The organism is Lyngbya sp. PCC 8106, from assembly GCF_000169095.1.
GTDB lineage: Bacteria > Cyanobacteriota > Cyanobacteriia > Cyanobacteriales > Microcoleaceae > Capilliphycus.
Map to the genome: position 1 here is coordinate 132095 of NZ_AAVU01000001.1, position 12800 is coordinate 144894.

At 41.7% G+C, this 12800-nt stretch carries 7 protein-coding genes; 3 read left to right on the forward strand and 4 right to left on the reverse strand.

The genetic code is table 11. The features are described 5' to 3' along the window. Window positions 1–27 precede the first annotated feature (27 nt). Window positions 28–1236, reverse strand: a complete 1209-nt coding sequence (locus tag L8106_RS29190) for a hypothetical protein (protein WP_156803547.1) — start codon at window positions 1234–1236, stop codon at window positions 28–30. A gap of 178 nt (window positions 1237–1414) precedes the next feature. Further along, window positions 1415–2944 (reverse strand): YifB family Mg chelatase-like AAA ATPase, encoded by a 1530-nt coding sequence (locus L8106_RS00540; protein WP_009782191.1) that lies wholly within the window; start codon window positions 2942–2944, stop codon window positions 1415–1417. 124 nt (window positions 2945–3068) lie between these two features. Between L8106_RS00540 and L8106_RS00545 the strand changes: the two genes are divergently transcribed. Then, window positions 3069–3416 carry a histidine triad nucleotide-binding protein gene (locus L8106_RS00545; RefSeq protein ID WP_009782192.1) on the forward strand — a complete coding sequence of 116 codons (348 nt, stop codon included), beginning with the start codon at window positions 3069–3071 and terminating at the stop codon, window positions 3414–3416. Window positions 3417–3859: 443 nt separating this feature from the next. Continuing rightward, window positions 3860–4942, forward strand: a complete 1083-nt coding sequence (gene psbA / locus L8106_RS00550; RefSeq protein ID WP_009782193.1) for a photosystem II q(b) protein — start codon at window positions 3860–3862, stop codon at window positions 4940–4942. A gap of 129 nt (window positions 4943–5071) precedes the next feature. Here psbA and L8106_RS29195 read toward each other — a convergent pair whose 3' ends face one another. Further along, window positions 5072–8461, reverse strand: a complete 3390-nt coding sequence (locus tag L8106_RS29195) for a G8 domain-containing protein (protein WP_009782194.1) — start codon at window positions 8459–8461, stop codon at window positions 5072–5074. Between the two features lie 1410 nt (window positions 8462–9871). On the opposite strand from L8106_RS29195, the gene L8106_RS00560 reads away from it, so the two are divergent. Further along, window positions 9872–11608: a glycosyl hydrolase family 28-related protein gene (locus L8106_RS00560; RefSeq protein WP_050779050.1), complete on the forward strand. Its 1737-nt coding sequence runs from the start codon at window positions 9872–9874 to the stop codon at window positions 11606–11608. A 78-nt stretch (window positions 11609–11686) separates the two neighbouring features. Here the strand turns inward: L8106_RS00560 and fba are convergent, their stop codons facing one another. Then, the gene (gene fba / locus L8106_RS00565; protein WP_009782197.1) at window positions 11687–12766 is read right to left on the reverse strand and encodes a class II fructose-bisphosphate aldolase; all 1080 of its coding nucleotides are present in this window, start codon (window positions 12764–12766) and stop codon (window positions 11687–11689) included. Between the last annotated feature and the right edge of the window lie 34 nt (window positions 12767–12800).

A 12800-nucleotide genomic window follows, 5' to 3' on the forward strand; every position in this document is an offset into this window, starting at 1 on the left:
GAGAGAAGGGACTTTAGTAACCAACCCCTAACTCCCCACTCTCAACTCCCAATTTCCCATTCCAGAAATAGCAATCACTGTACTTCCCTTCGCGATCGCAGAATTCATATCAGTACCCATTTTAGAGATATAAATTTTCCATTCTGGAGAGATTTCTTCCCAAATCGCTTTGATCACTGAAGCACTCAGTAACGCAGTTCCCAAGGTTGGAAATAAAATGACAACAGTTGTAATCACCGCCGAAGTCAACATTCTTGGCCCAACTGCGGTGATCGCTTGTTCGAGAGTCATTTCATCTTTTAAAACTTTAATTAAAGTCGGAATAACTTCGATCCCAACCGTAAATCCTAAAGCCGCAAAAGCACTCCCATCCATCAGTTTTTGAATAACTTTAATGGCTACACCTCGCAGAAAACCTGTTTTTAAACCCGCTAAAGTCACTTCCAGAATTTTAGTGAGTTCGGCTTGATCAAATTCTTGTTCATCTCGACAATAAGCCCCAATTTTTTTAATAGATCGAAACAGAATATTAATAATCGCGTTAATCGCAGCACCTTCTAAACCTGCGCCGCTCACTTCTCCAACCTTTGCAACTTCATTCATCACATTCGCTGCTAAGTAAGGATTTTCAGCCACCCATTCAGCAAAATCTTGATTAACTGGAAAGCTTTTAACCCCATCAACGTTAATCAGAATAGTGGCTTTTGATAACCTCAAATTTTCAGAATGAGTCATCGGTTCCCCGCCTTGAAAAGATGGGGCTTGCCGATGACCCTTCGGGTTCGCCAGTTCCTTCAAGTCGGGGAACCCGCCCAACGGACTGGACTCACCGCGTGCTGCGGTCGGAAATTCTCCCGAAACATGATTAGATTTAACTGGTTTTTCAGTATATAGTGCTGAACCGGCTTGGGCTTGAATATTAGAAATGATTTCTCCGACTTTTTCAAGATAAATATCTGGGCTATATTTTGTCATTCCATTGTCTGGAATTTGATCAGCACCCGATCGCGATCCTTTCATTTCCGCACTAATATTCAGGCCAATAGCTTGCAAATATTCAAACACAAAACCAGCAGCTTGTGGATGTTGGCTAACTTGACGATAACTTTTGTTACTCAAACCAGAACCAGATTCTAGCATTGATACTGCACCGTATTTAAGGCTTTGGGTGGTAACGGAGAAATTGTCGCTTGCAGAAGGAATGAGTCTGTTCACTGTATCAATTTGACTTTTCATAATTCTGGCTCAGTTGTCAAGCAACTGGAATAGACGGAAGACTTCTTGCACTATCTTAATTTCTTCAGTCTGAATATAAAAGGGTTGAATTACTGAACTTTCCAAAGAATGGATGTGTTGTTCTACTCGTGCATCTCCGTAAATTCACCAGTTGATTGATCTTTTTTGAACCTCAAATCTACTGCATTCGATCCAAAGTACGATATTGAATGGCTTCGGCTAAATGAGTGGCTTGAATATCATCTGATCCGGCTAAGTCCGCTATCGTCCGAGACACTTTTAAAATGCGATCGCTGGCCCTTGCTGATAATCCTAATTTCCGAATAGCCGCTTCTAAAAGCTGACGACTGGTTTCGTCGAGTTTACACCACTTTTGAATATGGCGACTTTGCATTTGTGCATTACACTGAATTTGAGGTTCCTCTTGAAACCGAACTAGAGCATAATTGCGTCCTATTTTGACTCGTTCTCTAACAATTTCTGAGCCTTCTCCGGTTGATTGTTGAGTAATTTCTTCGGGCTTTAAACGGTTAACAGCCACTTGTAAATCAATCCGATCCATTAACGGCCCTGATAGTTTTGCCCAATATTGTTCTCGTTGTCGTGGCGAACAACTACAAGCTTGAATCGGATCACCGTAATACCCACAAGGACAAGGATTTGTACTCGCAATCAAAGTAAATTTAGAAGGAAAAACAACCGATTGACGAGTGCGAGTCACTGTCACAAATCCATCTTCTAAAGGTTGACGTAAATACTCTAAAACATTACGCTTAAATTCGGTGAGTTCATCTAGAAATAATATCCCATTGGTTGCGAGTGAAATTTCACCCGGTTTTGGGAAACTTCCTCCTCCAACTAAAGACGGCCCTGATGCTGAATGATGGGGACTCCGAAAGGGGCGATCGCAGATTAAACGACCCCGATTTTTTAACAGTCCAGCAACAGAATAAATGCGAGTGACTTCTAAAGCTTCATCAAAGATTAAAGCAGGTAAAATCCCCGGTAAACGTCGAGCTAGCATTGTTTTTCCGCTTCCAGGAGGCCCGACAAAAATGAGATTATGTCCCCCTGTTGCCGCAATTTCTAACGCACGTCGGGCGTGAATTTGTCCTTTAACATCTTTTAAATCTAAACCAATTGCTTGAGTTTGAGATAATACTTTAGATCGGTCTAACTTCACAGGTTTATAGGCATCAGGACGTTCTAAAAAGTCAGCAACATCAAAAATGGTTTTAAACCCATAAACCGAAATATCATCAACAATTGCAGCTTCTTGAGCATTATCTTCAGGTACAACTAACCCCGTAATTCCCATTTGAGAAGCCGCTACCGCAATCGGTAAAACGCCCGCAACTGCTCGCAAACTACCATCTAATGAAACTTCACCTAAAAACAAAAAATCCCCTAATAAATTGGGATTAACTTGTTCAGAAGCTGCTAAAATTCCAATACTAATCGGTAAATCAAAACTTGGCCCTTCTTTCCGCAAATCAGCCGGAGTTAGATTAATCACAATACTCCGCATCGGAAAGGCATATCCGGCGTTTTTTAATGTTGCTTTGACTCGTTCACGGGATTCTTGTACAGCAGTATCTGGTAAGCCTAAAACTACGATTTTGGGAAGTCCTCCAGAAATGTCAACTTCGACTCCCACTTTAACTGCATCAATTCCGACAACAGATGCACTCCACACTCTAGCTAACATGATGATTTGAATGGATAATAATAGGGTTAATCTCGTATGATTGATCAGGCAACTGAAGCTACAATAATTAGAGCTTTTCGTTGTCTGTTAGATGCAAGAGTTGAAGTAAGACGAAATCAAACCAATGACTGATCAAGATACAGTATTTAGTAAAATCATCCGTCGTGAAATTTCGGCTGATATTGTTTATGAGGATGAGTTGGTTTTAGCCTTTAAGGATATTGCCCCCCAAGCACCTATCCATATTATTCTGATTCCAAAGAAGCCTATTCCTAAGTTAGCCGATGCGACGCCAGAAGACCATGCTCTCATGGGACATTTGTTGTTAAAAGCCAAACAAGTTGCCGCAGAAGCCGGACTTGATAATGGTTTTCGAGTTGTGATTAATAACGGGCCAGATGGGGGTCAAACCGTTTTTCATCTCCATGTTCATATTATGGGAGGTCGTCAGATGCAGTGGCCACCCGGTTAGAAAGAGTTGGGGAGATGGTGAGTCCACCCCCGTGCGCGGGTTCCCCGCGTTGAGGGGAGTGGCGAACCCGTGCGCGGGAGATGGGGAGATGGTGAGTCCACCCCCGTGCGCGGGTTCCCCGCGTTGAGGGGAGTGGCGAACCCGTGCGCGGGAGGTGGGGAGATGGGGAGACAGGAGTTCAGGAGTTTAGAATTACCTTTTGCCTCTTGCCTCTTGCCTTTTGCCTCTTGCCTCTTGCCTATTCCGGTGTTCCCTTTTGCCTACCTAAAACGCTATACTTTTAATAAGCGGGACTTATGTTAAGCAAAACAAAGTTTTATCAAAAATGCTTTACAAAACACCAATCTCTGTGCTGGTCTGGTAAAATCGGGTTCAAGGTAGCTGATTGGCTATCAAACAGGCCAAACAAGCCTGAAAAACTGAAATTTAGCAATTATTTGAGCATGACCACAACACTACAACAGCGCGAAGGCGCTAACCCGTGGGAAAGGTTCTGCAACTGGATCACTTCTACCGACAACCGCATCTATATCGGTTGGTTCGGTGTTCTGATGATCCCGACCTTGCTGACCGCAACGATTTGCTACGTGATCGCATTTGTCGCTGCACCTCCGGTGGACATTGACGGTATTCGCGAACCTGTGGCGGGTTCTTTGTTATACGGTAACAATATCATCTCTGGTGCTGTTGTTCCATCTTCTAATGCGATTGGTTTGCACTTCTACCCGATTTGGGAAGCTGCATCTCTTGATGAGTGGCTCTATAACGGTGGCCCTTACCAGTTGATTATTTTCCACTTCTTCATCGGTATCTGCTGCTACATGGGTCGTCAATGGGAGCTATCCTACCGTCTGGGAATGCGTCCCTGGATTTGTGTGGCTTATTCAGCCCCTCTGTCTGCTGCAACCGCAGTATTCCTGATTTATCCCATCGGACAAGGTAGCTTCTCTGATGGTATGCCTTTGGGAATTTCTGGAACCTTCAACTTTATGATTGTCTTCCAGGCTGAACACAATATCCTCATGCACCCCTTCCATATGTTAGGTGTTGCAGGGGTATTCGGAGGCGCTTTATTTAGTGCGATGCACGGAAGTTTGGTAACATCTTCTTTGGTTCGCGAAACAACCGAAACTGAGTCTTTGAACTACGGTTATAAATTTGGTCAAGAAGAAGAAACCTACAACATCGTAGCCGCTCATGGTTACTTTGGGAGGCTTATCTTCCAATATGCTTCCTTTAACAATTCTCGCGCACTGCATTTCTTCTTAGGTGCATGGCCTGTCGTTGGCATTTGGTTTACCGCTTTAGGGGTTTCCACTATGGCGTTTAACCTCAACGGTTTCAACTTCAACCAGTCCGTCCTCGACTCTAGCGGTCGTGTGATCAATACTTGGGCTGATGTGATCAACCGTGCCAACCTGGGTATGGAAGTTATGCACGAGCGCAATGCTCATAATTTCCCATTAGACTTAGCCTCTGGTGAGTCTGAGCCGGTTGCACTCGTGGCTCCTTCCATCAATGGCTAATGCCAGTGTTCCATCCGAATAGCTAGTTAATCGGCGCTCTCCCCAGGGAGGGCGTTTTTATTATCGCACAACTTTACATAACTTTGCAAACTGAGAAGTTCACAAATGTAAAGCAAAGGGGTCTGGGAGTTATACAATGGCAAAATCTTGACTATTCAAAGAACTTGCTGATACCCCTTCAAGTGTGGCTAAAAGTTGATCAGTTTGCGCCATTTGAATCAAGGTATTGTCACCCGACTGCACAAACTCCAACTCGTCAAAAGTCAGATTTTCAGCTAACTGAATGATGTCTTGACCATCTACAAAATCTGGCACTAACAAACTATCAGAATTGCGATTGAGAATCAATTCCTCAGAAGCATCGACATCAGATGTCACAGAACTGTTAGTAGCTTCATCAAGAACTTCACCTGTTAACGAATCAGTTGCAACATCAGAAGGAACAAATTCCAGATAATCTACCCGAGCAAATTCTCCGGCTTGTTTTATTCCTGTAATTTCAACAACTTCTCCCTGTTCAATAGATATATCTTCAGCAACCGTGCGCGAGAGAAAGTTGTTCTCACTGATGTAATTACTTCCTAACTTTTGGTCGAGCATCCAACTGTCTAAAGATACGCCATCTAGCTTCACTTCTAGTTGGGCTATACCATCATTTTCATCAAAATAGCCGACTACAACATCATAGTTCCCTGAAGGCCCTTCAAAACGGGTTACGGCTTTACCTGTGTCATTCTGCGAACTTCCTGGTAAACGAATTAGAGAACCATTAGATGCGATGTTGCTAGACTCCAAACGATAAGTATCTAGTTCCATATCTTCTGCTTCTACCCGAATCGGATCTAGGTTGTCTGTTACTCCGTTATCGGGTTCAGAAGTTTCAGAATCATCAGCAGAATCATCTGTGATTTCATCCGTTATTTCATCAGAATCATCAGCAGAATCATCTGTGATTTCATCCGTTATTTCAGACTCATCAGTAGAATCATCTGTGGTTTCATCAGGTTCAGAATCATTAGTAGAATCATCTGTGATTTCATCTGTGGTTTCATCAGAATTATCTGTGATTTCATCCGTTATTTCAGAATCATCTGTGATTTCATCCGTTATTTCAGAATCATCAGTAGAATCATCAGTTTCTTCCTCGTGTTCGTGATCAGAATGGGTATGATCATCATCACTGTGAGGAGAATCAGGATCAGGATCGGAAGTCGTGTCAATATTGCTAACTGTTGAATTCAGAAACTGTTGTAAATCATCGTCAACAAAACCCGGTTCAACATTACCCTCATAAACTCCCAAGAACGGCGAATCTCTTAAAATACCACCCAATGTAGACTCATTCCAACTGTCATCTAGAGTAACAACAAAATTGAGTTTTATGAGTTCGCCTGTGACTCGATCTGCAATCAGTTCTTCAACCGTAATAAACTTCGTACCCAAAGCATCCTCATAATGTCCTTCTAAGAGGCGATTTTTGAGAGATCCAAACTTGAATTTAGCAAAATCATTTCCACTAGGATACTCAATTTCACCAATACTATCTGTTTTTGTCCCCAGAATTACAGCTTCGCGATCGCCAGCATCCGGCTTAAATACAAAGTCAGCTTGAGGAGAGAGTTCAAGTTTGAGAGTTCCAGGTTTGAGGTCAGCTTGAGTCAGAAGTTGATCTTTTTTTGGGTCAAAATTTTCAAAATCCTCATCGTTATTGACTAGCTTTGGATTAATTACCACAAAATTAAAAGGAGCGTTACTGTCAAAAGTGCGGTGTTTGGTGAATGTTATCCCGGTATCAAAACCTTCAACATAGGGATTGTTAATCACCATATCTTCAGCATTATTACCAATGCTAATTCCCTCCCTGGGCTTAGACTCTGTAGCAATAACGGTAAAGTCATTGAGAGTGTATTTACTGGTGTATTCTAGATGAGTTCCTGTATGAACTTCCCAAGCCTTGAACCCGTCTAAAACACTGCGAACATCATGTTGTTGTCGGGGGTTGGCTTTGATCACTTCCAGTCCCATTCCCGAAGCAAAAACCTCCCCATTTTTGAAGCCATTAATTTCAGGTTTGTCTGGGTCAAGGCTGGACTGATAACGAGCAATTTCTGGATGCGTGAGATTGTCAATCAAAACATCTTTTTGATCTTCACCCCGCAGTAGATAAGTCATCCCGCCATGACGCTGACCTGCGGCGATATTATCCTCGTTTTCAACCAACCTTCCCTGAAACCAGAACCCGGTACCATTGCGAGCAATATCATGGTTGCGGGTGCCACTTTTGGAAATACCGAGCTTTCCTTCTGATTTGATGGCAATATTGTTAACCCAAGCACCCGTTTCATTCCCGGTTTCCGTGACAAAAGCCGCACCGAAGACATTATAAGCAGCGTTATCTTCAAGCACGACATGGCTATCGTGGTGAACGTAACCCCAACCCGGAGATCCCCAAACGGCGTTACCGACTGCGATTGCAGGTGGACTGTCGGGTTGATCAACTCCAGTCTGGTGAAAGTGAACCGCATAACGACCCCGAACATTTGTGCGATCGCCATCTTTTGGCTCACCGTTTGCATCTAAAATCCGACTGCCATTATTATCGAGTGCAAAATCATCGAGTAGTTCAGATTTATCAGTACGACCCAATTCGTGAAATTCCGCATAGCGAACATCGACATTATCGGAGTGCATGAACATCACATGACCCCGTTGATTTGCGGGGAGTGACTCGGCGTTTTCCGTTTCGATAACAACGTTGCGGGTGTAGTTAGCAACGGAAGCTTTTAAATCGTCTTGGGGTGTATCATGGTCGTATTTTAAGGCACTATCAAGAATAATCCGATTCCCTTCTATTCCGGCAATTTTAATTTCTTCATCTTGGGTTCCTTGCCAAACCAGTTCTTGACCATTCCATTGATCACGAACGTAGTTTGTACCAGTTAAAACGAGGGTATCTCCGACTTTCCAATTAAGCGGTTGCTCTGCTAAAACCAGTTCTTGATCACCTGTCATCGCATCTTGAGCGAGTTTCAAGTGAGAGTCTTTTTCTTGACCGTGAATTTGAACATTACCGTGAGAAATAATCCCTCGACTTAATTGTTGGGGGTCCCAGTTCGTATCAATAGCACCATTATCAGCAATGATAATCCGAGCCGTTTTATTCGCTTGAATGGGATTTGTTTCTGTTCCAATGGTGAGTGTACCTTCTGATGAAACGACGAAAGTATCAACCTCCATTTTTGTATTTTTATCAGTCGCAAAGTCAAGCTGACCATCTACTCGCAAGGTTTGTAAACTGGCTTCACTTTCTCCATCATAAGTGACTTGAACTCCATCTGTAATCACGACGTTGGCTTGATTATCAGGAATTTGACCATTTTTCCAAGTGTTTGCATCGAACCATGAACCATTATTAACGGCGACATGAGTGGCTTTAGAATCTGGAACTAAATCCAATAAAGCCATGTGTTCTTTCTGCTTACTCGGATCGTTAGGATGAAATTGATGTTGTTCAGTCATTGTGGAACCTCTACTTAATTTCTGTGAGTAATGATTTTCTGTTGTGGTCTCAAAAATTGGTAGAATTTTCCCTGATTTTGGATTACCAAATCTCTCTAAACATTGCGAGTCTACACAAGTTATTAAAAACAGTGTAAAGTTCGGTCAGTTTTTAGAAGATTGGATAATTTTTGTTTACTCAATTTAAAACAATTGAGTCAATTGCAGTGCATCTATTTCAAGATTTGTGACTTGAGGCTCGGGCTTCAAGTGTTTCTTTTGTTGGCAAGGCTATCTTTAGTTAAATCGATCAAGATAAAACCTTGTATTGTCGGAGAATTACCGTTACACTCACTCACTAAAACTTTGTCCATCAATCGATTTCTCCCGTATAGAAAGGATCTTTATCTATCCAATGTTTGAGATCTGAAAAATGCGATTGATTTTTTAAGAACACGCTCATTGTAACCTAATATTTGCAGTTTCTACCACTACTTATTGTGCCACTTGTTCGGTTGTCACATTCTCTTTTTTAGACACAAAAATAGCTGCGACTCCTTGAATAAAGTCACAGGATTTACTGTTAGTATTCCCAAAAGAAATACTTTAAAAAATCAAAAAATTCCTAACGAGTGAGTATTAAAGTTTGTTTTCACTCGTGATATTTTTACATTAATTGTTCATGTTTTTGCAAGCCACAGTGTTTTAGTCATTCTTCTAGCCAGAAAAACAACTGAATCTGATTAATAGATTAGACAAGTCAAAAAATACTGTACTTTTTCAGAACATAGAGAATTAAAACCCCTATAAAGTTTCAGTAGCGAGATAGAAGGCTTTTACAGAATTAATTGATTAAATTCTGATTTTTTCTCGATTCAAAAAACAGTAAAGTATTCCCATACTCCGATTGCAGCTTGACAGTCATTAAATCGATTAATGGTAGATTGAACAATGTTGAAGCCAAATCGCATAAAAAATTGGTTGTTGGTTTTCATCTTTTAAATCACCTTCTGTGATTGTTAACGACAAATTTTCAGCAACCCCCAACAAGAATCAGTCAGATACTGACTCACTCTCCTGTTGAAACGTTTCTTAGACTTTCCAAAGTCAAGTGATAAACCCGACTCTGAAAGTTCTACCTTCCAACACCCAACCCTAACTACAGAAAATTTTATTAACTTCCGGAGAACTAAAATTATCGTGTGACAGTTTGTTATCCGTCACATTCGACAAAAGCCCCGATTTCCCTAGATTCTGCGTCTTCTCGTCTGATGCTTCCAGCGTTGAGGGAACACTTACAAAAGCGTCATAGGAATGGCTACAGAGATAGGGAGATGGGGAAGTTGGGAGATTTTGACTTGACGACGGCTGTGATAAAACCTCATCCGAATCTAAAATATAGTTAGGCTGACTTACAATACCTCAATCTCCATGAATAAACGAAGAACAATTCACTCCCGATGGAAAAAGTTCTGGATAGTTTTTCTAGGAACTGTTGCGATGATTGGATTTGCAGTTTCTAGTTATGCTTTGATTGGAATTTTTACGGTTAAAACTCCTGAATCTACTATTTATTCTACCTCGATTAAATCTTCCGAATCAACCTCTCAAAATCAATCTACACAAAATCAACCCACTCTATTTTCTCAGGCTAATCGTTCATCCGGTTGTAATCCTTCCCAGGGTGAACCTATAGATAATGTGATTGTGTCTTTTTATGGAAAAGAAGCTTATCCTTGGACTAATAAAATTCGATGGGATTGTGTTTATAATATTAATACCTTTTCCGGTTCTAATTTAATCGATAAATTTAATCAAGCCAGAGATGCAGCCGCAGCCAATGGAGGCGGAGTTGTTTACTTTCCGGCTGGAACTTATACATTTACCGATAATATTGAACTCAAAGACGGCGTAATCCTACGCGGTGAAACTCCTTCTGTCAAAGATGCTAAATCGGCTAATTATTCTCCAGCTTCTAAGTTAGTCTTTCCTAAATATGAACCCAAACTCTCGGGAAATGGAACACCTAACGAAACCGCTTTCAAAAAAATTTCAACCGAAAATCCTCTACAAGATAGTAATATTGGGCTAGTTAATTTAGACATTAATCGAGCGTCTATTTCTATTTTAGCAGATATTGATAATCAAAAAAACAAAAATATTGTGGTGTTTGGAGTTCGCAGTAATAATGTCGCCGAACCCGATCCTCAAGTTCCTGATCTTTCCTTTCAAGAACCTTGGCAAAGATACAGTTATCGGTTTGCAGCCAATATTGAACTGACGGCTTCTGAGAATATTTTAGTTGCTAATAATCGCGTTAATGATCAAATTACTGATAATTTTGAACAGCCTGGATATAAACTAAAAACTTCGGATAAAAAATCAGTTTTAACTTATTCAGATGGCAAAAAAGCAGTCTTTCACTATGGGAATCATTATGGTATTGTTGTTAACCGTTTTGGCAAAGATGGCAAAGGATTTCAATTAGCTGGAACTCCCCAAACCGAACCCGGATTATTTCGCCCTGGAGTAGTCATTCGAGATAATTGGGTGTATCATACAATGAGAGTTGCGATTCATGCTTCAGGTCAAGGTTTAATGATTAAAGATAATCAAATTAAAGACCAAGCCAATAAAAAGTGGTGGATATATCCGACAGGAACAAGAGAAGCAACGGGCGCTGTAACCCTTGAAAATCGGGGAATTGATTGGTCAGGATGGGATGTTTTAGTCGAGGGGAATAATTATGAAGTTTATCGTCATATTGTCGGAGAGACAGGGTATTTAAGCGTAGATGGCGAGGGAATTTTAATTCAAGAATGTTGTGGCGGTACAACGGTAAACGGGGCGATCATTCGCAATAATCAGGGGAATGCTTATATTGGCTTTTATAAAGTTCAAGAGATGCAAAATGTCACTATTGAAAATAATCAATTGAGTAACAACGCAGATATCTTAGTTCTCGCCGATACCAATAACAGTCCCTACGCGATGAAAGCCGTGAAAGTTTTGAATAATCAAGTTGATGGTAATATTATTGCCAAAGCCAGTGCAGGGGGAAATGGAAATCTGATTCAAGGAAATGTGGGGAATGGCGGAAACATTGAATATACCTGTTCGGTTGAGGTGAATAATAATCGGGGGTTTGACGTTGAACCTTGTCAATAAAAAGCCCAGTTTCGCAGAGAAACCAGGCTTGATGATGAATCAGCTAAATGGATCAAGCTGACTTAACGAATTCAAGTTCTAGACTGCTACAGCAGACTTAGAAGTAGCACTGAGTTCGCCTTTAGCGTATTTAGCAGCGAAGTCATCAAGAGTAATAACTTTGATTTTGCTTGCATTTCCAGCCGCCCAGAATTGCTGATAACGATCAGCACACACTGCTTTCATTTTCGCAATGGAAGGCTTCAGGAAGTGGCGAGGGTCAAAGTTAGCGGGATCTTTAGCTGCAGCTTCACGGAAAGCAGCCGTAATTGCTAAACGGTTGTCGGTGTCGATATTGACCTTACGAACACCACTCTTGATTCCTTTTTGGATTTCTTCGACGGGTACACCGTAAGTTTCAGGGATCTTACCGCCATATTGGTTGATAATTGCAATCAGATCTTCAGGAACAGAAGAAGAACCGTGCATAACCAAGTGAGTATTGGGTAAGCGGCGGTGAATTTCTTCAATGCGGCTGATAGCTAAAACTTCGCCAGTCGGTTTGCGAGTGAATTTGTAAGCGCCGTGACTGGTTCCAATTGCAACGGCTAAAGCGTCAACTTGAGTTTTCTCAACGAACTCAACCGCTTCATCAGGATCAGTCAATAATTGATCATGGGAAAGCTTTCCTTCGGCACCATGACCATCTTCTGCTTCACCCATTCCAGTTTCGAGAGAACCTAAACAACCGAGTTCTCCTTCAACACTGACACCGATGGAATGAGCGACTTTTACAACTTCACCAGTGACATCAACATTGTACTCAAAGCTGGCGGGAGTCTTTGCATCTGCTTCGAGAGACCCATCCATCATTACGCTAGTGAAGCCATTACGCATGGCAGAGTAGCAAGTAGCCGGAGAGTTACCATGATCTTGGTGCATGGCAATGGGAATGTGGGGATAGGTTTCGATCGCTGCCAAAATTAAGTGGCGCAGGAAATTTTCACCCGCGTACTTGCGAGCGCCGCGAGAAGCTTGTAAGATTACGGGGCTATTGGTTTCATCAGCCGCCTGCATGATCGCAATGATTTGCTCCATGTTGTTGACGTTGTATGCAGGGATGCCGTAATTATTTTCTGCCGCGTGATCGAGCAGTAATCGCATGGGTACGAGCGCCATATATAGTCTCCTCCTAAACTGTGTTGGTCGGTGA

Bases quoted from the DNA above. Each gene is read 5' to 3' on its own strand.
- fba (WP_009782197.1), bottom strand. From the start codon at position 12,766: ATGGCGCTCGTACCCATGCGATTACTGCTCGATCACGCGGCAGAAAAT.
- psbA (WP_009782193.1), top strand. From the start codon at position 3,860: ATGACCACAACACTACAACAGCGCGAAGGCGCTAACCCGTGGGAAAGG.
- L8106_RS00545 (WP_009782192.1), top strand. From the start codon at position 3,069: ATGACTGATCAAGATACAGTATTTAGTAAAATCATCCGTCGTGAAATT.
- L8106_RS29195 (WP_009782194.1), bottom strand. From the start codon at position 8,461: ATGACTGAACAACATCAATTTCATCCTAACGATCCGAGTAAGCAGAAA.
- L8106_RS29190 (WP_156803547.1), bottom strand. From the start codon at position 1,236: ATGAAAAGTCAAATTGATACAGTGAACAGACTCATTCCTTCTGCAAGC.
- L8106_RS00540 (WP_009782191.1), bottom strand. From the start codon at position 2,944: ATGTTAGCTAGAGTGTGGAGTGCATCTGTTGTCGGAATTGATGCAGTT.
- L8106_RS00560 (WP_050779050.1), top strand. From the start codon at position 9,872: ATGAATAAACGAAGAACAATTCACTCCCGATGGAAAAAGTTCTGGATA.